Raw genomic sequence first — 22,165 nt, forward strand, 5'->3', positions numbered from 1 at the left:
ATTTCTGCGTGGGTATCATATCTGTAAAAGCGCCGATGAGCTAAGAATGCCTGCCTATACTTGCCGCTCGATTAACCGAAGAGCACCTGAGGGCAGTCAATGAGCTCCACGGCAGAAAAGGAAAAACCGTTATTTAACCCTGTGGCGCATGTTGGAGGTGTCACATTTGAAGGGGTCAATGTTCTTGTTGAGGACTGGATTCAGTGCTGGGACAGTGAACATCCGCTTCTCGATATTGGCTGCGGTAATTGTAAAAACACCATTCAGGCGCTGGATGCCGGTGCCAGAGTCTATGCCACAGAACTATCTATTGATACAGTCAATGCCCTGATTCTCCAGTATTCTCTGCGCCCAGAGCTCAGCTTTCATCACCTGAGCCTTCCCGAAAATATTCCATTCAATGACTGTACTTTCTCTGGCATTCTTTGTTCTGAAGTTTTTCACTTCCTGAACCACGCTGAACTGATTGCGACTGTCTGGGAGTTACATCGTCTACTTATATCAGGTGGTAAAGCAGTCATTACCTGTTGTAGTGAAAATGCGAAATTTTTAGAACCTATTGACCTGAAAGAACAACGAGCCAAACAACGCCAAAAGCGCCCAGATTATTTCACTCCCATTGAAAACATACTTGAGATAGAACGGGAAATATTTGCTGTTGTTCCACCAACACAGGAAGCCTTGGATATTTATGAGTTGCATAAACAGATATTGCCAAAACCCTATTTCAATGTTTTTAATTCTGGGCAGTTGGCTATGTTATTTGAGCGAATGGGGTTTGTTATTGAGAAAATAACAACGGGCCCTGCTCCACAATATCCACTATGGGATCATGGTGAAAATGATCAGGTGCGCCTTATTGCCAGAAAAAAATAGTTTTCTGCAGATAAAACTTTTACTCAAATAAAAAGCCTTCACATCATCGATGTGAAGGCTCTTTCAAATAAACAATCAAATGCGATTATTTACGCTTCATAGCCTGGAAGAATTCTTTATTGGTCTTGGTATGTTTCATACGATCCAACAGGAATTCAACAGCCGCGATCTCATCCATCGGATGAAGAAGCTTACGAAGAATCCACATACGCTGCAGTTCTTCTTCGGTCGTTAACAAATCTTCACGACGAGTACCGGACTTGTTGATATTCATGGCAGGGAATACACGCTTCTCAGCAATACGGCGATCAAGGTGCAGTTCCATATTACCTGTACCCTTGAATTCCTCGAAGATAACTTCGTCCATCTTGGAACCAGTATCAACCAGAGCTGTTGCCAGAATAGTCAGGCTACCACCTTCTTCAATATTACGGGCAGCACCAAAGAAACGCTTAGGACGTTCCAGAGCGTGAGCATCAACACCACCAGTCAGTACTTTACCGGAGGATGGGATTACAGTGTTGTAAGCACGAGCCAGACGGGTAATGGAGTCGAGCAGAATCACAACATCTTTTTTGTGCTCAACCAGACGCTTGGCTTTTTCAAGCACCATTTCCGCAACCTGTACGTGACGGGAAGGTGGTTCATCAAATGTTGACGCAACAACTTCACCGCGAACAGAACGGGACATTTCTGTTACTTCTTCTGGACGTTCGTCAATCAGAAGAACAATCAAATGGCTTTCCGGGTTATTACGAGCAATGTTTGCCGCAATGTTTTGCAGCATCAGGGTTTTACCAGCTTTTGGTGGAGAGACAATCAATCCACGCTGGCCTTTACCAATAGGCGCAACCAGATCAATGATTCGGCCAGTTAAATCTTCTGTCGCACCGTTACCCATTTCCATAACCAAGCGTTTTTGAGGAAATAACGGTGTTAAGTTTTCAAAGAGAATTTTACTTCTGGCGTTTTCTGGCTGGTCGAAATTGATTTCATTGACTTTAAGAAGGGCAAAATAACGTTCACCTTCTTTTGGTGGGCGAATCTTACCGGAAATGCTGTCGCCCGTACGCAGATTGAATCGTCGAATCTGGCTGGGGGAAACATAAATATCGTCAGGGCCGGCAAGATAAGAGCTGTCTGAAGAGCGAAGGAAACCGAAACCATCCTGCAATATTTCCAGAACACCGTCGCCGTAAATGTCTTCACCGCTACGGGCGTGGCGCTTGAGAATGGAAAAGATTACATCCTGTTTACGGGAACGGGCGAGGTTGTCGAGGCCTATCTCTTCCGCGATTTTGAGGAGCTCCGGAACACTCTTTTTCTTAAGCTCGGTAAGGTGCATAACTGACCGTGTGGGTTACGTTCTGAAAGGGAAATTCTGTGGCTGTCGCTGGGAACGTCAGGCTTGAATTCGTTTTATAACTTTGGATTGAGATTAGCCTGAAAATTTAACCGCTGCACAAAAACTGTAAATCTTAAAAGAATTTATCACGAGGATAAAACACAACAGTCTTCAGCTTGTATGTCCGAAGCTCAATCAAAAACTGCTAAATAGCTACGGTGGTGAGGCGGTTTGTTGTAAATCTATCACCACCTCACTGAAGCGTCCAGCATCAGTCTTCACAAAATAGTACGAAAGTTGTTAGAAAAGCAAGAAAAATCTTGCATTTCTAACAGGCTGACAAAATCAGATATTGCTATCTAAAAACGCTGTCAGTTGGGACTTGGACAATGCACCGACCTTGGTTGCCTCTACGCTGCCATTCTTGAACAGCATCAACGTAGGGATACCACGTACATTATATTTAGGTGCGGTTGCCTCATTATCATCGATATTCAGCTTGCACACTTTCAGGCGATCGGAGTAGTCCCGGGCAATTTCATCGAGCACTGGCGCGATCATTTTGCAGGGGCCACACCATTCGGCCCAATAATCAACCAGCACAGGAGTATCAGACTTCAGTACATCGTCTTCAAAGCTGGCATCCGTGACGTTAACGATCTCGCTCATGGAATGTGTTCCTCACGTTGCTATTTTTGAGCTGGAAAGCGGCAATCATAGCATTGGGAGAATATAGGGATAAACCCTACATAACGAACAGAGTTTATCCCTCGGGGGATTTAAACCTATTTATCACTCCGATATTCTGTCGGCATATCCTTCTGGTATGCTACCCCTATGAGCATTCGAGGACAGACAGTGGCCATGAGCCGACCTACGACTGAGCAGACCGATAACGCCCCCCTGATTGCCGCTATAGATCTGGGTTCTAACAGTTTTCACCTTATTGTTGCCCGGGAAGATCATGGTGAATTACGCCCGGTTGAACGCCTGGGTGAAAAAGTTCAGCTCGCCGCCGGTCTAGATAGCAATAATAACCTGACAGAAGATGCCATGGAACGTGGGCTGGCCTGCTTGCGGAAAATGGCACAGTACTGCGCAGCAATGCCGAAAAAATCTATTCGTGTGGTGGGCACCAATGCATTGCGCAAAGCCCAAAACAGTCAGGAATTTGTGCGCCGCGCTGAAGCGGTTCTGGGTCACAGAGTTGATATTATTGCTGGCCGGGAAGAGGCCCGCCTGATCTATTTAGGAGCGGCTCATACTCAGTCGGATGACACTGAGCGCCGTTTTGTTGCCGATATCGGTGGTGGCAGTACCGAATTTATAATTGGCGAACGGTTTGAGCCAAAAATTCTGGAAAGCCTGCATATGGGTTGTGTGGTCTGGACCAGAAAATATTTCGCCGATGGCAAAATCACTGCACGCCAATTTGATGAAGCCTACTACGGTGCACGCCTTGAACTTCTGAATATTGAACAGTCTTTCCGTAATTTAGGCTGGCAGGATGCCATTGGCTCTTCAGGCTCAATCAAATCTGTCTACACAATTCTTGCTGAGCGTGGCCATGAAGGCATTACCCGTGAGGGATTAATGATGCTGAAGAAAGAGCTACTAGCCTGCAAACGGACTGACCGCATTTCATTCCAGGGCCTGAAACCTGAGCGGGTTAATATTTTCCCCGGCGGACTGGCGATTCTCTGCGCTATTTTCGACAGCATGAAAATAAACTCCATGTCGTTTTCAGAAGGCGCCCTGCGTGAAGGTCTCCTCTACGACATGATCGGCCGCAATAACCATGAAGACGTAAGAAACCGCACCCTGAAAGCGATCCAGAAACGTTATCATGTTGATACAGCGCAGGCGGACAGAGTATCTCGCCAGCTAGGTCATTTATTACAGGAAGCGAAACAAACCTGGGGACTGTCTGATGGTGATTGCCAACTGGCACTCAGCGCAGCAATGGTTCATGAAATCGGGATGGATATATCCCACACCCAGTTCCATCGTCACGGTTCCTATATTCTTCGCAATGCAGACCTTCTTGGTTTTAATAAACGCCAGCAGCAAAGTCTGGCTATGTTGGTAAGAGGACACCGTCGTTCACTCCCCCTTCAGTCTCTTTTTCAGCTACCAAGACAAGAATGTCAGCGTCTGCTGAAACTGGTCATTTTGCTGCGTATTGCGATTCTTCTGAACCATCGTCGTTCAGACAAACACCTGCCGGAGTATATCTTCAAAGCTTCCGGAACCAGCCTGACCATTACCTTCCCTGAAGGTTGGCTGGACAATCATCAACTCACTGCGGCCGATTTTGAGCAAGAGCAAGGGTACTTTATTCGGGCTGGTTACCGGCTGGAATTTCAATAGCAACTGAAATCATAAGCTACTCGACCAGAGGTTGTTCACTAGGAACAGCCTCTGCGCCCAACCGGTTGTTATCCCTGAGCCACAGAATCAACAGCAATACCAAACACACAACACCATTTGCGGTGATCAACTGGAATGCTCCGTCCCACCCCCAGGAATCAACAACCCTTCCCAGCAACAGGTTCGCTCCGGAAGCCCCTAGCACATATCCAAATAATCCACAGAATCCAACACATGCAGCGACATACCGTCGGGGAGCAATATCGATAATATGCACGTGTAGAAGCACCACGCAGCCGTAAATCAAAAAACCAATCACAGCCAGCATGCACACGGGCTGCAACCAATGATCTGCATTACAATGCCAGTATCCAAGCAAGGCCAGCAGAACCAACGACATATTCAGCAAATTCATCGGCACCCTTTTCCCGTGAAAAACACGGTCAGAGATATAGCCACACAGTAAAGTTCCGGGAATAGCTGCAAATTCAAATGTTGCAAAAGCCCAACTTGCCACTTCAAAACTGAACCCTCTAGCCTCTGTCATATACAGGGGAACCCAGTCAATCACGCCATAGCGAATGAAGTACACGCACATATTCAGCAGTGCCAGAAGCCACAAATCCGGCATGGTCAGGCAGGTTTGTACAAAACCTCTTACTCCACCGGAATCATGGGTATCAAGCTGGGATCTCCCAAGTTTTTCCTCACTCTCTTTTTCCAGTAAAGGAGGAAGCCCACAATCTTCAGGGCGGTCGCGAATCCAGAATACACACAACAATGCACTGCCTATTGCAAGGACAGCCGGCAGCACCAGTTTACTCTGCCAGAAGGTGAAAACTGCGAGCGCAAAAATAGCCAGTGGCCCTAACAAACCAGCTCCAAAATTATTCGACAGATTCCAGAAACTTGTGGCTCGGCCACGCTCTTCACGCTGAAACCAGTGAGCAATAACCTTAGCGCTGGAAGGCCACCCCAAACCTTGCACCCAACCATTAATCGTCATCAACAGTGCAATAACCAAAAATGGACAGGAAAACCATGTTGCCCCCGCAAGCGCCAGAGACACCAATCCCGAAACAAGTAAACATAGAGGCATTAACCAACGAGTACTAAAGCGGTCTGCGACAAAGCCCATCACAAAATTACTGAGCCCGTAAGACACCGTCATAACTGCCATAACTGTACCCAGCTCGCTTTTACTCCAGCCCTCAGACACAAGATCTGGCATGACCAGCACAAAATCTTTTCTAACGAGGTAATAAGCTGAATAACAAAAGAAAACACTAAAAAGTACCTGCAAACGCAAGCGTGCATAAACTTTGGCTTGAGTCTGGTTATAACCTGCAGGTATATCAGGCCTGAAAGATAGTTTCATAGAGGGCAAAGCTGGATGATCCATGCATTGCTCGGGAAACTTAGCAGATACTGAATGAAATGCAGGGTTATTGTTTTATAGACTCAGCCGGTACAATTAGATTCTGTTCACATAAGTTTGTTGTTTGGAGATCCCCCTGCGTGGCCCGATTGAATGAGCGCCAGGATGAAGCTGTCAAATACGTCTCAGGACCTCTACTGGTTCTGGCTGGCGCGGGCAGTGGTAAGACTAGTGTTATTACTCAGAAGATTGCTTATCTGATCCGTGATTGCGGTTTAAAAGGTCGCAATATTGTTGCTGTAACCTTTACCAACAAAGCTGCCCGGGAAATGAAAGAACGGGTTAGCAAACTGGTTGAAGGGCCGGCATCACGGGGGCTGACAGTCTCTACGTTTCACAACCTGGGTATGAATATTATTCGCAAGGAATACAAAACCCTTGGATTCAAACCCGGTTTCTCTATTTTCGACCAGCAGGATGCTCGCGCTCTGATCGCAGAGTTAATGCACAAGCATCTCTCTGATGGTGAAGACAGCGTAGATTTTGTACAGCACTGCATATCCAACTGGAAAAATGATCTGGTTCTTCCCCAACAGGCTCTTGACCGGGTTCGCAATGAAGAAGAGATGCTCGCTGCACGGGTTTATGTGAGTTATACCCGCACCCTGAAAGCCTTTAACGCTGTAGACTTCGATGACCTGATCCTCCTTCCCGTGCAGATGTTCCGCGAACATGCTGATGTACTAGCCCGCTGGCAGGAAAAAATTCACTACATGCTTGTGGATGAGTATCAGGACACCAATTCCAGTCAGTATCTGCTGGTTAAACAGCTGGTTGGCAATCGTGCCATGCTGACAGTGGTGGGCGACGATGACCAATCAATTTATGCTTGGCGCGGTGCCCGTCCTGAAAATCTTGACCTTCTCAGCAAAGATTATCCTGCACTTAAGCTGGTAAAACTTGAGCAGAACTATCGTTCTACCAGCCGCATACTCAAGGCGGCTAACGTACTGATAGCTAACAACCCCCACGTATTCGAAAAGAAACTTTGGAGTGAAATGGGTGTTGGCGATGAGATTCGTGTTGTGCGCTGTCGTAATGAAGACAGTGAGGCCGAACGTGTGGCCACTGAAATACTGACTCATCGCTTAAAGCACGATACCCACTGGGGTGACTATGCTGTGCTCTATCGTGGCAACTTCCAGTCCCGTCTGCTGGAAATGAAACTGCAGGAACATCAGATCCCTTACAAAATTAACGGAGGGCAGTCTTTCTTCTCCCGCGCCGAAGTGAAAGACATGATGGCTTACTTTCGTCTGTTGGTTAATCCAGATGATGACAATGCTTTCCTGCGAATTATTAACGTTCCTCGTAGAGAGATTGGTGCAGCCACACTGGAGAAACTAGGAACTTATGCCGGCCAGCGTAATGTCAGTCTCTACGAAGCCTGCCATGAGCTGGGGCTTGAGGAGACCCTCGATAAACGCTACGTAGAAAAGCTTCGTCACTTCACAAAGTGGATGGACACCCTGGCCCGAACCAGCGAGTCTGAACCCATGAAGGCTGTTAATCAGCTTATCTCGGAGAGCGATTACGAAAGCTGGATTTACCAGAACACCTCCAGTGACTCCGCTGCTGAAAAACGTGTGGGCAATATCAACTTCCTGGCAGGCTCTATTCAGCAGACGATTGAGCGTGGCGATGAAGATGCCTCCCTTGAGGATGCCATCACCCGCTTGATTCTGCGTGACATGATGGAACGCCAAGAAGAAGAGGAAGATGACGACAAGGTTCAGTTATTAACTCTGCACGCCTCAAAAGGTTTGGAGTATCCCCATGTATTTATGGTGGGCATGGAGGAAGAGCTGCTTCCTCACCGTACCAGCATTGAAGAAGATAATATTGAAGAAGAGCGTCGTCTCACCTACGTAGGCATTACTCGCGCCCGTAAGCGTCTGGTTATGACACTGGCCGCTACACGACGTCAGTATGGTGAAAATTTGGACACGACTCCCAGCCGTTTCCTCGATGAATTACCACAGGAAGATCTGGTTTACGAAGGTTGGGAACAACGATCTACACCTGAGCAAATGCATGCCAGGGGCCAGGAAGCTTTGGACGATATTCTCAAAGGTCTCGATCTGGATCTGTAACCCTTAGTATTTATTCTGAAGACAGGTGCTGTGCCATAAATGTGTACAGCGCCTGCACCTTACGGTTGGTTTTCATATCCCGGTGATACGCAAACCAGACAGGATCAGCTTCGCAATCTTCCACACATTCAAGCTGACGCAAATTCAGATGTTTTTCCGCAGCATCCACCGGCATTGGCCCAATTCCCATTCCTTCCACAATGGCTGACTGCAAATCCAAGAAGTTATTGCTCTGATAAGCCAGCTGCTGTGGCTCCAGCTGTTCAATAATAGCTTTGATAAAAGGTATCTGTTGTTTACCACCAGAAGGCATCACCCAGAAATGTTGGTTAAATTCTTCGGAGGCAGAGGGAAGGCCATGTTGAGAGATGTATTCTGAAGAGGCGAAATAACCTACCTGAATGTCCATAAGAGAGCGAGCAACCACATCCAGTTCACCAGGCTGCGACCCCATACGCAAAGAGATGTGTGCCATGCCGGAAGAAAGCGGAAGAATGTCGTCTGTAGCAATAATCTGTAGCTGTACTTCCGGATAAATATCCCTGAACGCTTTGAGAGCTACATTAATGCGAGGCATATAATCAATAACGGTGGTTATCAGAAGGGGGCCGCTTAACCGATTTTCCGTACTGACCAGTAAATTCTCCAGCCTGCTCATACGCTGGTTAATATCCGGCATTTCACTGATAAGTAAACGCCCGGCGTCAGTTAGCTGATAGCCACGCTGATGCCTGAGAAATAGGCGTACATTCAGAGATTCTTCCAAAGCATTTACCCGTCGTAATACTGTCGCATGATTCATACCCAGAACCTTGCCAGCCTTGCTTAACGAGCCGGACGAAGCAACCTGCCAGGCAATACGTAACTCATCCCAACTGACTTGATTCATCCCTCTCCAATCCTGTGCCTTATTTGTGGTGGTTGATGATAACAACCCCATAGCACTGTGCATATTTGCACAACTGTTTTGCTTTCCCGTGGACTTCTCGTATGCACAGTTTTCTTTAAAGTACACCTCAAAGAAAGGAGCCACTGGTGCTTAAAAACTCACAACATTCTTATGGTTGGATCACAATCACCATGCACTGGCTGCAGGCCACCACCATTCTGTTTATGTTTGGTTTGGGCCTGTATATGGTTGATCTGACCTATTACGACCCGTGGTACAGAGGTTCTCTGCAATTGCATAAAAGCATTGGCATACTACTGATGGTTTTGTGGATCATTATGATTGTCTGGAAGAACCTGAATCCACGTTTGAAGCCAGAGCCAGCCCCGAAACATGAACTGTTAGCAGCCAAAGCTATGCACTGGGCTTTGTATCTGACCATTCTCAGCCTGTTGATTACTGGTTACTTGATTTCAACGGCAGACGGGCGAAGCATCGCAGTTTTTGATCTGTTTGAAGTACCGGCTTTGCCAAAACTAATAGAAAATCAGGAATCAGTTATTGGAGATATTCACGAGATTCTGGCCTTTACCCTGATGGGGTTTGTTGGCCTGCACTTTCTGGCTGCTTTGAAGCATCACTTTATTAATAAAGACAGGACTTTGCGTCGCCTGATCAAACCTCAAGTTTGATCAGGCAGCGCTCCCTATTGAATAAGACACATCTAAAAAAACAAAAGGGATACCATGAAAAACTTCCTTCAGGCAGCACTGGTTGCTGCCGCCCTGACTTCCGCTTCCGCAAACGCGGCAGACTATGTGATTGATACCGAAGGTGCTCACGCTTTTGTACAGTTCAAAATCAAGCACCTCGGCTACAGTTGGCTGGTCGGCCGCTTCAATACATTTGAAGGCGGTTTCAGCTACAATGCTGACAAGCCTGAAGATTCCACGATCAACGTTACTATTCAAACAGCCAGCATTGACTCCAACCATGCTGAGCGCGATAAACACCTGCGCGGTGAAGATTTCCTGGATGTTGATGAGTTTCCCGAAGCCACCTTTGCCAGCACCGGCTTCACCCCAGACGAAGACGGCTTGAGCGGAACCTTGGAAGGTACCCTGACTCTGCACGGTGTAACCAAAACGATTACATTTCCGGTTAAAAAGATTGGTGAAGGCGATGACCCATGGGGTGGCTACCGGGCAGGTTTTGAAGGTCAAACGACTTTAAAGCTGGCAGACTATGGTATTACCTACAACCTCGGGCCGGCTTCTACGGAGGTTCAGCTGGACTTACTGATTGAAGGTATTCGCAAGTAAATCCAGTTATTTTTTGTGTGTGTTGGGCACCCGTAGGTGCCCTTTTGGGTTTTTCCCAGATTATTTCAGGTAGCGGCTTTCCAGATGATCTTTAAAATATTGAGCATTAAGAGTTTCACCTGTTGCCTGTTTCACTAATTCATCAGTAGTCAGCAAACTACCCTTGCTCCAGATATTGTCTGAAAGCCAGGTAAAGACTGGTGACAAGTCGCCACTGAGAATGGCGCCATCCACATCAATGACCTGCTTCATGACCGCCATATACTGTGCTGCGTACATGGCACCGAGCGTGTAGGAAGGGAAGTATCCAAATGCACCATCTGTCCAGTGAATATCCTGCATGCAACCGTTCTTGTAGTTATCTTTAGTCGACAATCCCAAGTAAGCCTGCATCTTTTCATTCCACAGTTCAGGCACATCAGTGTGTTTAATTTTCCCGTTCATCAAATCACGCTCAATTTCATAGCGTAGAATCACATGGGCTGGATACGTCAGCTCATCGGCGTCAACACGGATATAACCTTTCTCTACGCGGGTATACAGCTTGCTGAGATTCTCGTGGGAAAATAACGCAGAATCGTGGCCCTTGAAGTGTTTGCCTGCCAATCGAGCCAGATGTTCAATGAAAGCTTCACTGCGGCCAACCTGCATTTCAAAAAACAAGGATTGAGATTCATGAATCCCCATTGAACGACCTTCACCGGAAGGCAACCCAGACAAAGATTCAGGTAATCCCTGCTCATAACGGGCATGGCCGGTTTCGTGAACAATTCCCATCAGCGACTGGGTAAATTCATTCTCACTATACCGGGTGGTGATACGAACATCGGAGGGAACACCACCACAGAATGGGTGCACGCTTTCGTCCAGGCGTCCATGTTTAAAATCGAACTGGAGCAACTTCATAACGTCCAGCCCCAGAGCTTTTTGTTTCTCGGTTTCAAAAGTGCCCTCAGGTTGAATGTACTTTTCTGAAGATTGTTTATCCAGTACCTGATCAATAAGCCCCGGCAACCAGTTCTTTACGCTGTTGAATAATGTATCCAGAGACTCTGTGCTAGTACCGGGTTCAAAGGTATCCAGCATCGCGTCGTAAGGCGTGAGCCCAGTAGCCTCAGCCATAATCTGCGCCTCTTCCCGAGAGAGCTTGACCACCTCTACCCAGTTTTTCTCAAACCCTTGCCAGTCATTCTCTCCGCGCTGGGTACGCCATGCGTGTTCACATTTGGAACCAGCCAGAGATTTAGCCTGAACCAGCTTTTCCGGCAACAAGTTTGCTAACTGCCATTGGCGCTTAAGCTCTCGTAGCGTGGCCTTATCATCAGTGGTCAACGATTCCTGCTCTGCCTGCTCAAACCATTCCACGAGTTGTGGCTGGGTTTGCAAACCATGTACATGTACCGATAACTCAGCCATAGCTTCTGAGCGAGCCTGATTGCCACCACTGGGCATGACTGCTGCCTGATCCCAGCCGCAAATTGCTCCCAAATGTTTGAAGTGAGAAATCTTTTTCGAGTGAGCTTTTAGTTTTTCAAATGCGCTCATAAGGCAGCTTCCATAACTGGGATAAAAAAGTGTATTAAACAATGATAAGTCTGATTATTCGGAGACGACATAGCAGTCTTTAGATTTTTAAACAGACACAAAAAAAGGGCTGCCTCAGCAACCCTTTTGATATTTAAACAAAGCGAGTTAAGCCACAAGAACGCCTTTCAGCTTTTTCAAAGCATTCTTTTCCAGCTGGCGAATACGCTCAGCGGAAACATTGTATTTGGCAGCCAACTCATGAAGAGTTGCCTTGCCTTCTTCGTTCAACCAGCGGCTTTTCAGAATATCCTGACTACGCTCGTCCAACCCAGCCAGAGCGGATTGCAGACGGGATGTTGCATCCTGATCCCAATCGGCATTTTCCAGTAGAGTGGAAGGATCTGCAGCCCGGTCTTCCAAATAATGGGCAGGCGCCTGATAACTGGAATCATCGTCATCATCGGCGTAGCCATCAAACGCGGTATCCTGCCCAGCCATTCGGCTTTCCATTTCCTGAACAACAGCTTCGTCAACGCCAAGATCTTTGGCTACCGCTGCAGTTTCTTCTCTGTTTAACCAAGCCAGACGCTTTTTGCTGGAACGCAGGTTAAAAAACAGTTTGCGCTGGGACTTGGTGGTCGCAACTTTTACGATCCGCCAGTTGCGCAGAATAAATTCGTGAATTTCAGCTTTAATCCAGTGCACGGCAAAAGACACCAGACGTACGCCCATTTCAGGATTAAAACGGCGTACAGCTTTCATGAGTCCAACGTTACCTTCCTGGATCAGATCGGCCTGTGGCAATCCGTAGCCAGCATAACTCTTGGCAATATGCACGACAAAACGCAGATGAGACATAACCATCTGGCGTGCAGCTTCGAGATCATTGTCATAGTAAAGGCGGTCAGCAAGCGCTTTTTCCTGTTCGACAGACAACACAGCGATGCTGCTGACAGCATGAATATAGGCCTCAAGATTTTGGCCGGGGGTCAGCATATCAACCGGTCGCAGGCTGGTTCCCATTAAAGGTCTCCGTTATTGAAATCGGTTTGTAGTTTATCATCAATTTCTCTAGACATTGAATAGTACGAAAAGTTCCGAGAAATAGATTTTTATTTCGCTATCACTATATATTTCGCTATCACTATATGTAGTTTAGGGGGGCGTTCTCAATTAAGCATGCGCCTCAGTGGCGCTGAAAGCCGCCAGGCGTTAGAAAGGCTGTGAAAATTGTAGTTACTCTACATTAGGCAAGCCTGACGCCACGAAGGACGGTTTCCTGGCTCACCCGAAGGGCATTGCCTAATTGAGAACGCCCCTACAGTTTTCTGATTACTTGTTACCGCTATTCATGTATTCCCAGGCTTTGCTCACCGTACTTACACCAGGTGTATCGGTGGACATAAGGAAATACACAGCCCCCACACCAACGACAGCTCCAACACCCAGCGTCACGCCAGTTCCTACGACAACCTTACCAGCAATACCACCGGTCACGGCATTCATAAAGGGAAGCCCTTTATATGCTCCAACAACAGCTGCAGCACTGAGCATAGAAAATACTGGGTAACCCGTTGCAGTCGTCACTCTTTGACCGACTGCCTCCATACCATCTGCCCCCCACTGAGTAAGAGTCGACAAAATGCGTAAGGAGCGTACTGTCAGGTTTTCCAGTGTCACAAACGGAATCCAGAATGCACTTGTAGCTTCATACACGTCTTTGTCCAGAAGGTATGAAGCGAAAGGCGTTGCCGCCGCGCCCAGTGCTCCACCAAATGCAGCACACCCGATATAGCCCGCGCTGGTAATCCAGCCCCCCATTGCGAACGCAGCTGTCATAGCGCCAATGCCTGCTGCTTTACCAGACATACTCGTGGTCAAGTCATAGAGTTGGCTATGGTAACCCGCTAACAACTGGTCCAGATTCATGAGGTGAACATTGCCCGTTCTCTTTTCCACATAACTCTGCAGAGAAGCAGGGGCAACACCAAGAACACCTCCATTCGCATCAACAAGAAAGATTTCTCTGATATAAGCCTGTTCCAACTCGAGCACTAATTTTCCGGCTTCACGATGATCTTCCAACGGATTGCCGGGTACTGGGGCATAAGCAATAACACGGCCGGTGCCGCTATGTATAACGTGATTATCCCCTGCTGTAATCCATGTTGTTCCGTGCCCCTGATCGAACAGTCCATGGTCTTTCAGGATATTAACCAAGCCTTTTGCAGAGCCCGCATCTGTAGTTGCAAAGCACCAGGAACGGTTGTGCAAACTGGCACCTGCGTTTTGTCTGACACTTTCATTAACCTGATGAAAGGAATCATCGCTTTGCTCTGAAGATCGTGCACTCTGCAGTGTTTCCAAGCCTAATCGAGCCATTTCTGTGTCTGTAACCCGCACCAGCGTTTTGCTGGAATCCCAGTCAGAAAGTCTATTACCAAGAAATATCAGGTTCTCTTCATCCTTATAAAGGTTTTTGAGAATTGTTGAATTCCTGCCTACATAGCAAATCAGAGTGTCAACCTCACTGAGGTCGTTAGACGTTATTGTTTTATCAGGACGCTTGCCATAAGGGTTATCACCCCAGCGGTAGTATTCGTAATAATCGTTCAGCCCACTATAGGCCCAATAACTGCTATCAGAGATGTAATGAAAAAGCTGCCCTGTCCGATCCGACCAGGAATCTTGTTGTGTTTCAGAGTCCCCTGAAGCATGGCTTATTGGTACATGCGGCTTCATCTTAATGATCCGCCCGCCAGACATATTTTCCTCTTCCTCAACAAGCTTATCGGGCATGAGCAGACCTTCACTTCCCTGCACAGAAGCAAAGCCAAGAGCACAGACAATACAGAGGAGAAAAAGAACCTTATCAAGCTCTGGAAAATGACATCGAGTTTTCATAATGGTGACCACGGCAACATCCAAGCATCAAATCAAGATGTTTCAAAGACCACCAATTAAAGCACTGGTTCAAAAAACGACTGAAGATATTGTGCGTTTTTTTGTAAGCGTCTAAGTGTTTAAAGCGTTTGGTCAGGGATCAATATGTCGCAACTGTCGCCAGCTGGATAAGAAGGCTCCAAGAACGCCCATAACCATACCAGTCAACATCAGTGTCAGACATATCTCCAGGCCGGGAAAACTGGGGCGGAAAGAAGATTGATACAAGCTCGCCAGTTCCTGCGCAGGGCCAGACACTGCAAACCACAACGCAGATGCCATAACAGAAGCGAGCAAACCACCAAGCAGGCCATACCAAAAACCACTGTAGAGAAAGGGCAAGATAACAAACCCATCAGAACCGCCAACGAGTTTGACCACCCGAATCTCATCTTTTCTGTTCACCACAAGTAAACGAATGGTGTTGCCTACCGCAAGCAGCACAGCTAGGAAAATCAGGATAGAAACACCGGTAAGAATACGATCTCCCAATGTGAGCATGGCGTTCAGGCGTTTTAACCAGTCACTGTCAACCCGAACTTCATCAACACCACCCATCCGAATCAGACGGTTTTTCAAATTGCTCACAGCCAGGGGAGATGAGTCTTTAGGCTCAACTTCCAACACCCCTGGAAGAGGGTTGTTGTCCAGCAGGCGGAGCGCTTCTCCCAAGCCGGAATACTTTTCGAACTCGGCCAATCCCTGTGACGGTGAAATATAAATCACACGTTTAATAGCCTGATCGCTAGCAAGATCTTCCCGCATACGGGAAGCTTGATCGTCAGTAATTCTGCTTGCCAGATATAACGAAACTCGTACCGAAGTTACCTGACTGCTGCCAGCGACATCACGGAGATTATCCAAAGTCATGGACAATGCAGCAGGAAGCGACATAGCCACACCCAGAACAAGAACAGTCACCAGACTGGCTAAAGGTGTTTCTAAAATGCGAGACAAAGCATCTCTTGCGACCTTGCGATGCAAAGCAATAAGAATCTTCCAATGACCAAGAGCTGAACTTGTGTGACCTTTTTGAGCTTTCCCTCTGGAAGCCGTTTTCCTTCCAGGTGTTTTCTTTTGAGGTGGTTTCTTTTTACTTTCAGGTACAGATTGGCTGGGAGGCGTTTTCCGCCATGTTGTTACAGCTGCTTTGCGGGGTGGTTTATCAGAACCACGGTTATCATCTCTGCGGCTCATACAGCATCACCTTCAGAGACCAGCTGCCCCTCAGAAATCAGACGGCCTTTTTCGAGAGTAATAACCCTATGACCCATGCGGCGAACAAGATCGAGATCGTGAGTAGCGATCAGGATAGTCATTCCAGCCTGGTGGAAATTGTGAAAGCGCTGCATGATATCAGCAGAAAGGTCAGGGTCGAGGTTACCGGTTGGCTCATCCGCCAGCAAAACCGCCGGGCGGTTAACAACAGCTCGGGCGATACCTACACGCTGACGCTCACCGCCGGAAAGAGAAAGAGGATTCAATTTCTCTTTATCAAGAAGGCCGACCATATCAAGAGATGCACGAACACGTTTGCCGACATCATCTTCATCAAATCCAGCCACCAGCAAAGGAATGGCAACATTGTCGAAAACTGAACGGTCGAATAACAACTGATGATCCTGAAACACAACACCGATATTACGTCTCAATGCCGGAATCTGTGCTCTGCGCAGGCGAGCAAGACGATGCCCACCTACCTGTATATGGCCACTGCTTGGGCGCTCCATCAGCATGATCAGCTTCAACAGTGTGCTCTTTCCTGCGCCGGAGTGTCCGGTCAGAAAAGCCATTTCCCCACGTTCCAGGTGCAGATTGATATTATCAAGCCCGATATGTCCGTTAGGAAAACGTTTACTCACACTGTCAAAAACAATCATCGGGCAGTCCCTTACCTCTCAGCACAGCCTCGGCCTTGCCAGCTATCCTAATGAGTGGCTGTTTTATACATTGATATCTGCGAACAGAGCATCGACAAACTCATCTGCATTAAACGGGCGAAGATCAGCAATCTGCTCACCCACACCAAGAAATCGAATAGGTAGTTGCATTTGCTGAGAAAGGGCAAAGGTCACGCCACCTTTTGCTGTGCCATCCAGCTTGGTCAGGGCCATACCAGTTAAGCCAACAGCTTCATCAAAGAGCTTGGCCTGACTGAGGGCATTCTGGCCGGTACCGGCATCAACAACCAAAAGAATCTCATGGGGCGCTTCAGGGTCAATTTTACCCAGAACCCGCTTCACCTTTTTCAGCTCTTCCATCAGGTTGTCTTTGTTGTGCAAACGACCTGCTGTATCAGCGATCAGAATATCAGCCTGACGAGCCTTGGCTGCCTCAAAGGCATCGTAAAGGACGGAGGCACTGTCGGCACCTGTATGCTGGGCAATGACAGGAATATCATTGCGCTCACCCCACACTTGCAGCTGTTCTACCGCTGCTGCACGGAAAGTATCACCAGCAGCCAGCATCACCTTGTGGCCTTCACTCTGGAACTGGCGGGCCATCTTGCCGATGGTGGTGGTCTTACCCACGCCATTCACCCCAACCACAAGAATCACGAAAGGCTTCTTGCTCGCATCAATCACCAGAGGTTTGTGAGCAGGCTTTAAAATCTTTGAGAGTTCAGCTTTCAGTGCGTCAACCAATGCATCGGCATCATCCAACTCTTTATAGGCAACTCGCTGGGTCAGTCCATCAATAATCTGGCGAGTCGCATCAATACCCACATCGGATACAAGCAGCTGTGTTTCAAGATCTTCCAGCAGCTCATCATCAATTTCTTTCTTACCAATAAACAGCGTGGTAACGCCATCAACCAGAGATGCACGAGTTTTGGAAAGACCGGACTTCATCCGGGAGAAGAAGCCGCCCTGTTCTTCCTCAAGCTCTTCTTCATGCTCGGGCTGGGAAGCTTGTGCAGGGACTACAGGCTCAGGTTTTTGTTCCCCAAGAGCAGGCTTAACAGCCACTGGCTCTACAGGAGTTGGCTCAGCAGCTGGCTCTACAGGCTCAAGATCAGAAGGCTGCCGTACTTGAGATACAGTTTCAGCGGCAGCTGGTTGTTCTGCAGGAGTTTGAGGGGCTGTATTCTCTGCAACCTCTTCTACAGGCTGTTCAGATGCAGCTTCTTCTTTCCGACCAAAGGGCCAGAAACGGCGCTTTGCACCACTGGTTTTATCGTCTTTTTTGGAACCAAACATCGTATTCGCTAATTCCGGAATTCTGCATCAGGTCAATACAGGTCTAAGTATCAGGTAATACTAACACTATACGTTCCATCCCGGCATAGAGAACAACATCTGAAGCCACTAATCAAACGCCACTAGTCAAAAGCTTGTACTAATCTGTGCACTTTCATCTTCAGTATCTCCACAGACTCATCATGGGACAAATTCATCTTGCCCAACCGATGCTGACATTGAGCGTCATGCTTCTGTTGGCAGTCATTATTATGATGGCGTTACAGCGTTGCCACTTCCCTTATACGGTTGGCCTGGTTATAGCCGGTCTGATTACCGGCCTGACTACTGATTACTTCGAACCTCTTGGTAGCCAAAGCGCTAACGCTATCCGCAGCCAGGTCACTCTTAGCCATGATCTGATACTTTATGTGCTGCTTCCGCCACTGGTTTATGAAGCCAGTCTGGCTATGGATGCGCGCCTGCTGCGCAGGAATCTCGCTCCAATCTTATTACTGGCAGTTGCTGGCCTACTGATATCAACATTTATCGTTGGTTATCTGGTGAGCTGGCTGACTCCACTCACTCTGCTTCCGGCACTGGTGTTTGGAGCTTTAATTTCTGCCACAGATCCCGTTGCTGTCATCGCTTTATTCAGGGAAGTGGATGCGCCTGAACGGCTGTCGTTACTGATGGATGGCGAAAGCCTGTTTAATGATGCCACTGCCATCGTACTGTTTCAGGTGATGCTAGGTTTGGTTGTGGCTCCGGTGATTAACGACTCCACAATTATTTCGGCAATCTGGGATTTCCTGAGAATATTTCTGGGTGGGGCAATCGTCGGTGCCATTATCGGATTATTGATATCTATGCTGGCCAGTTTGCAGACCGATGACCGCATGGTTCAGATTACTCTCTCCAATGTTGCAGCCTGGGGGAGTTTTATTCTGGCAGATCATTATCTGGAACTATCTGGTGTTATGGCCTGCGTAGCCGCAGGGCTGGTCACCGGTTATTACGCCAGAACCCGCCTGGGTAACAAGGTACTTATGGCTGCTCAGAGGTGGTGGTCTTACGCCACATTTTTAGCAAATAGTTATGTTTTTCTTTTATTAGGGTTGCAGGAAGAATTGCTATTGAAACCCAAGGTCATTCTTTCACTGCACTGGCTGCTTATTGCGATTTTAGTTGTTCTGCTGGCACGTTTAGCAGTTATTTATCTGATACTCCCCGGGTATAACTTCTTTGCTCAAATGGAGCAACGCATAGATCAAAGCGACAAATTCATTATGTTCTGGGGAGGGTTACGGGGAGCCGTCCCTATGGCTTTGATACTGGCACTTGGGCCAGACTTTCCACAGAGAACCATGGTATTCAATATGACACTGGCTGTAATCCTCTGGACCTTGCTTGTTCAGGGAACGACCATGAAACCACTTTTAAAACGATTACTCTCAAACAACAAAACCAACTAAAACCGGGTAAAATGGCTGTTTGCATTTAAGAATCCAGATTACGGCATGTCCCGACATCGAAAACCTCAAAACTCACGGAAGCCAACCAACAATCATAGTGGTGCAGGAAAACTGCGCATTATTGGTGGAGAGTGGCGCAGTCGACAGCTGCCGATAGCAGCAGTTGAAGGGTTACGCCCCACACCAGACAGAATTCGTGAAACTCTCTATAACTGGCTGACTGGCTGGGTTGGCGGAGCTCGTTGTCTTGATGCCTTTTCAGGAACTGGCGCTTTGGGTCTTGAAGCGTTATCCCGCGGCGCTGAACACACGACATTTCTTGAGTATTCCCCAACAGCTGCAAGAATGCTGCAGGAAAACCTGAATACCTTAAACTGCAAAAATGCTGAAGTTATTCACACCGATGCCTCCCTGTGGCTCAATCAAAAACTAGCTGTACCTTATGATTTGGTTTTTCTTGATCCGCCATTTAACAAAGGCTTTGTCGCACCAGTTTGCCGCTTACTGAACGATAATGGATATTTGTCAGAGAATGGCCTGGTTTATATCGAGTCTGAGATCAGCCTCGGACAGCTTGGTGTGCCGGATCATTGGCAACTATGGAAAGAGAAAACCGCAGGCCAGGTTGCCTGCCGCCTCTACCGAATGTCCTGACTTTCACACAAAAATAAAAACCGAGGTAAACAGTACGATGAAGACCAGTTTCTCCCCCGCATTGTGGCTGCCCCACGGCCATATGCAGACAATTTGGTCTTCACTGTTTCGCAAGCAGAACGTTCCTGAACGTAAACGGGAAAAACTGCTGCTACCTGATGATGACTTTATCAATCTGGACTGGTTTGGCCATGACGACTCCAAACCTCTAACTATCCTGCTTCACGGTCTTACTGGCTGCTCTCAGTCAAAATATATTGTGGGATTGCAAGATTCACTTGCAGCTTTGGGTATGCCCAGCGTAGCAATGAACTTTCGCGGCTGCGGAGGCGAACCCAATAATCTGCCAGCGGGCTACCACTCCGGAATCAGCAGCGATCTGAAACTTGTTATTACTGCATTACGAGAACGATTCCCTGAAAGAACATTTATGGCTGTTGGTTATTCCCTTGGGAGCAGCGTGCTGCTGAAGTATCTTGCTGAAGAGGGTGAGATGTCCCATCTTGCGGCAGCTGTTGCTGTTTCTGTACCTTTTGAGCTCGGGCAGTGTTCTTTACGGATCAATGAGGGCTTATCTCGCGTCTACAGGGATAGATTCCTGAAAGACATGGTGGATTATATAGAAGTTAAAAAGGCTCATTTTCAGAAGCAGGGCTGGCATGATCGACTGCAAATCCTGAATACCCTTGGAAACCTGAACAACCTGAAAACATTCCATGAGTACGACGATCAGGTAACAGCTCCGCTCCACGGTTTCAGCGGCGTAGAGGATTACTATGAGCGCTGCAGTGCCAGAAATCATCTTAGTCAAATCAAGACCCAGACCCTGATTCTTCACGCTCACGATGACCCCTTCCTGTTCCCTGACTCCATTCCAGATAAATCTGAACTGAGCCCGAGCACGCAAATGGAACTCACTCAGGGCGGAGGGCATGTTGGATTTATCAGCCATAGTGGTTTGAAACCAGTTTACTGGTTAGAACAGCGTATTCCGGCTTTTCTGGTAGAACAAGGTTTCACATAGCTCTAAAAAGCCACAATGAAGAACAAAGATTTATCTAATCTTTTCCTGAAACCAATTTTGATTGTTTGGGGAAAGGGTCGTCATGGAAAGACGGAGCAGTCAGAGCGCTTTTACACTTATAGAACTTATGATTGTGGTAGCAATCATTGGAATTATTGCAGCCATTGCTGTGCCCGCCTATCAAACCTACACAACTCGTTCCATTGTGGGCGGTGAACTTATTCCCCACCTAGCAGCCTGTCGGACTGGCCCGTCCATTTGAGTCCTTTTTGATCATATCGGCCTACAGAGCTCATATCTGCCTTCAGAGGTCACTTACTCAAACAGAACGCCAGCGTAACCTCATGAGACAGTGGCTGACTACAAGCCAATAAAGCACCAGAGCCAGCCATTTTTTATCATCGACTTGCTTCAGGTTGAACATTCGGCGCAGGTTGAATGTCAGGCAGACCAGATCCCACTCTTTCGAGACCACTTCCAGTCCCCGCACCAGGAATCGCCGATATCCCATTGCCTCCTTCTGTATTCCGAAGGTGGGCTCTATCGTGCATTTTCGTCGGCTGTAGATGGCTCGCCCTTCTTGTGTCTGCAAGCGCCAGCGCATCCACTCCAAAGCGCTGGCGTCATCATCCGGGACTGGCGGGTCCGGCTGGAAACGCTGCAAGGGGGGCGGGTTGTGCTCATCCCGTTTTATAGCAATGTAGGGTGTCAGTTCTTCTTTATCCACAGCGCAGACATTAGCCTCGCTGAAGTAGCCCGTGTCGGCCAGTAACCCCTCAGCTTTTCCAAGCACGGGGGCCAGTATGCGTAACTGTCTGAGTGTTGGCTCAACTTCTTTTTTGTCATTCGGTGCCTGAGTCACATGACGTGTCACGATCAGACCACTCCCGATGTCTACAGACGCCTGGGCATTGTAGGCTTGTTCGAATGCACCACCGGCAGTGGGCATAATACGAGATTCGTCGTCTGTCAGGTTGACCTGGTCTTTGTCCCCTGCACCTGGTTCCGGTGGCTTTGGCGCTTTGCCGGG

19 protein-coding genes and 1 pseudogene are annotated in these 22,165 nt (G+C 47.8%); 9 read left to right on the forward strand and 11 right to left on the reverse strand.

Annotated features, from left to right (window positions below):
* Nucleotides 1–99 precede the first annotated feature (99 nt).
* Nucleotides 100–876, forward strand: a complete 777-nt coding sequence (locus QMA35_RS04025) for a class I SAM-dependent methyltransferase (RefSeq protein WP_281645847.1) — start codon at nucleotides 100–102, stop codon at nucleotides 874–876.
* A gap of 85 nt (nucleotides 877–961) precedes the next feature.
* On the opposite strand, the gene rho is transcribed toward QMA35_RS04025, so the two are convergent.
* Nucleotides 962–2,221, reverse strand: coding sequence for a transcription termination factor Rho (gene rho / locus QMA35_RS04030; RefSeq protein WP_281645848.1), 1,260 nt, complete (start codon nucleotides 2,219–2,221; stop codon nucleotides 962–964).
* Between the two features lie 345 nt (nucleotides 2,222–2,566).
* Nucleotides 2,567–2,890, reverse strand: coding sequence for a thioredoxin TrxA (gene trxA / locus QMA35_RS04035; RefSeq protein WP_281645849.1), 324 nt, complete (start codon nucleotides 2,888–2,890; stop codon nucleotides 2,567–2,569).
* 195 nt (nucleotides 2,891–3,085) lie between these two features.
* Here trxA and ppx point away from each other — a divergent pair, with 195 nt between their 5' ends.
* Nucleotides 3,086–4,591: an exopolyphosphatase gene (gene ppx / locus QMA35_RS04040; RefSeq protein ID WP_281645850.1), complete on the forward strand. Its 1,506-nt coding sequence runs from the start codon at nucleotides 3,086–3,088 to the stop codon at nucleotides 4,589–4,591.
* A 16-nt stretch (nucleotides 4,592–4,607) separates the two neighbouring features.
* On the opposite strand, the gene QMA35_RS04045 is transcribed toward ppx, so the two are convergent.
* Nucleotides 4,608–5,969, reverse strand: a complete 1,362-nt coding sequence (locus QMA35_RS04045; RefSeq protein WP_281645851.1) for an MFS transporter — start codon at nucleotides 5,967–5,969, stop codon at nucleotides 4,608–4,610.
* Between the two features lie 140 nt (nucleotides 5,970–6,109).
* Between QMA35_RS04045 and rep the strand changes: the two genes are divergently transcribed.
* Nucleotides 6,110–8,122: a DNA helicase Rep gene (gene rep / locus QMA35_RS04050; RefSeq protein ID WP_281645852.1), complete on the forward strand. Its 2,013-nt coding sequence runs from the start codon at nucleotides 6,110–6,112 to the stop codon at nucleotides 8,120–8,122.
* Nucleotides 8,123–8,132: 10 nt separating this feature from the next.
* Here the strand turns inward: rep and QMA35_RS04055 are convergent, their stop codons facing one another.
* Nucleotides 8,133–9,011, reverse strand: coding sequence for a LysR family transcriptional regulator (locus QMA35_RS04055; protein ID WP_281645853.1), 879 nt, complete (start codon nucleotides 9,009–9,011; stop codon nucleotides 8,133–8,135).
* A gap of 146 nt (nucleotides 9,012–9,157) precedes the next feature.
* On the opposite strand from QMA35_RS04055, the gene QMA35_RS04060 reads away from it, so the two are divergent.
* Together QMA35_RS04060 and QMA35_RS04065 are read left to right on the forward strand one after the other, a co-directional pair.
* Nucleotides 9,158–9,703: a cytochrome b gene (locus QMA35_RS04060; RefSeq protein ID WP_281645854.1), complete on the forward strand. Its 546-nt coding sequence runs from the start codon at nucleotides 9,158–9,160 to the stop codon at nucleotides 9,701–9,703.
* A gap of 54 nt (nucleotides 9,704–9,757) precedes the next feature.
* Nucleotides 9,758–10,333 (forward strand): YceI family protein, encoded by a 576-nt coding sequence (locus QMA35_RS04065; RefSeq protein WP_281645855.1) that lies wholly within the window; start codon nucleotides 9,758–9,760, stop codon nucleotides 10,331–10,333.
* A gap of 60 nt (nucleotides 10,334–10,393) precedes the next feature.
* Here QMA35_RS04065 and QMA35_RS04070 read toward each other — a convergent pair whose 3' ends face one another.
* From QMA35_RS04070 to ftsY, 6 genes are all read right to left on the reverse strand, one after another.
* Nucleotides 10,394–11,878, reverse strand: coding sequence for a carboxypeptidase M32 (locus QMA35_RS04070; RefSeq protein ID WP_281645856.1), 1,485 nt, complete (start codon nucleotides 11,876–11,878; stop codon nucleotides 10,394–10,396).
* Between the two features lie 147 nt (nucleotides 11,879–12,025).
* Complete coding sequence (gene rpoH / locus QMA35_RS04075) at nucleotides 12,026–12,883, reverse strand: RNA polymerase sigma factor RpoH (RefSeq protein WP_281645857.1); 858 nt, start codon at nucleotides 12,881–12,883, stop codon at nucleotides 12,026–12,028.
* A gap of 309 nt (nucleotides 12,884–13,192) precedes the next feature.
* Nucleotides 13,193–14,764, reverse strand: coding sequence for a hypothetical protein (locus QMA35_RS04080; RefSeq protein WP_281645858.1), 1,572 nt, complete (start codon nucleotides 14,762–14,764; stop codon nucleotides 13,193–13,195).
* A gap of 132 nt (nucleotides 14,765–14,896) precedes the next feature.
* Nucleotides 14,897–16,000 (reverse strand): permease-like cell division protein FtsX, encoded by a 1,104-nt coding sequence (ftsX, locus tag QMA35_RS04085; protein WP_281645859.1) that lies wholly within the window; start codon nucleotides 15,998–16,000, stop codon nucleotides 14,897–14,899.
* Complete coding sequence (ftsE, locus tag QMA35_RS04090; RefSeq protein WP_281645860.1) at nucleotides 15,997–16,683, reverse strand: cell division ATP-binding protein FtsE; 687 nt, start codon at nucleotides 16,681–16,683, stop codon at nucleotides 15,997–15,999. The genes ftsX and ftsE overlap by 4 nt, the downstream gene beginning before the upstream one ends.
* A gap of 63 nt (nucleotides 16,684–16,746) precedes the next feature.
* Nucleotides 16,747–18,003 (reverse strand): signal recognition particle-docking protein FtsY, encoded by a 1,257-nt coding sequence (gene ftsY / locus QMA35_RS04095; protein ID WP_281645861.1) that lies wholly within the window; start codon nucleotides 18,001–18,003, stop codon nucleotides 16,747–16,749.
* 182 nt (nucleotides 18,004–18,185) lie between these two features.
* On the opposite strand from ftsY, the gene QMA35_RS04100 reads away from it, so the two are divergent.
* From QMA35_RS04100 to QMA35_RS04115, 4 genes and pseudogenes are all read left to right on the forward strand, one after another.
* A complete protein-coding gene (locus QMA35_RS04100; RefSeq protein ID WP_281645862.1) occupies nucleotides 18,186–19,457 on the forward strand; it encodes a cation:proton antiporter in 1,272 nt (423 codons plus the stop codon).
* Between the two features lie 45 nt (nucleotides 19,458–19,502).
* Entirely contained in the window at nucleotides 19,503–20,111 is a 609-nt protein-coding gene (rsmD, locus tag QMA35_RS04105; RefSeq protein WP_281645863.1) for a 16S rRNA (guanine(966)-N(2))-methyltransferase RsmD, read from the forward strand.
* A 37-nt stretch (nucleotides 20,112–20,148) separates the two neighbouring features.
* On the forward strand, nucleotides 20,149–21,135 hold the full coding sequence (locus QMA35_RS04110; RefSeq protein ID WP_281645864.1) for a hydrolase: 987 nt from the start codon (nucleotides 20,149–20,151) through the stop codon (nucleotides 21,133–21,135).
* A gap of 82 nt (nucleotides 21,136–21,217) precedes the next feature.
* Nucleotides 21,218–21,343, forward strand: a pseudogene (locus QMA35_RS04115) (prepilin-type N-terminal cleavage/methylation domain-containing protein); the annotation flags it as partial.
* A 111-nt stretch (nucleotides 21,344–21,454) separates the two neighbouring features.
* Here the strand turns inward: QMA35_RS04115 and QMA35_RS04120 are convergent.
* Nucleotides 21,455–22,165: transposase (locus QMA35_RS04120; protein ID WP_281645792.1), on the reverse strand; the 711-nt coding region annotated here is incomplete at its 5' end.

The organism is Parendozoicomonas sp. Alg238-R29 (assembly GCF_947331445.1).
Lineage (GTDB): Bacteria > Pseudomonadota > Gammaproteobacteria > Pseudomonadales > Endozoicomonadaceae > Sansalvadorimonas.